Origin of the sequence: Pseudomonas caricapapayae (assembly GCF_001400735.1) — a bacterium.
Classification (GTDB): domain Bacteria; phylum Pseudomonadota; class Gammaproteobacteria; order Pseudomonadales; family Pseudomonadaceae; genus Aquipseudomonas; species Aquipseudomonas caricapapayae.
In genome coordinates this window covers 1-383 of record NZ_LJPW01000094.1, presented here as the reverse complement: position 1 = coordinate 383, position 383 = coordinate 1, and the positions used below count along the sequence as shown (strand labels likewise).

Sequence of the window (383 nt, the reverse complement as noted above, 5' to 3'; positions counted from 1 at the left end):
TTTTTTTTTTTAGATGTGTATAAGAGACAGGTGCCGTTCCACTTCTGATATTCCCCTCCCGGCGATAACCAGGTAAAATTTTCCGGTAACGGACCGAGTTCAGAAATAAATAACGCGTCGCCGGAAGCCACGTCATAGACGGTTTTACCCCGATGGTCTTCAACGAGATGCCACGATGCCTCATCACTGTTGAAAACAGCCACAAAGCCAGCCGGAATATCTGGCGGTGCAATATCGGTACTGTTTGCAGGCAGACCGGTATGAGGCGGAATATATGCGTCACCTTCACCAATAAATTCATTAGTTCCGGCCAGCAGATTATAAATTTTTATGGTCCGTGGTTGTTCACTCATTCTGAATGCCATTATGCAAGCCTCACAATA

General features: G+C 45.7%; 1 pseudogene. It reads right to left on the bottom strand.

The window, feature by feature from the left end:
* A pseudogene (locus tag ALO80_RS29560) lies at positions 1–353 on the bottom strand (tail fiber assembly protein); the annotation flags it as partial.
* Between the last annotated feature and the right edge of the window lie 30 nt (positions 354–383).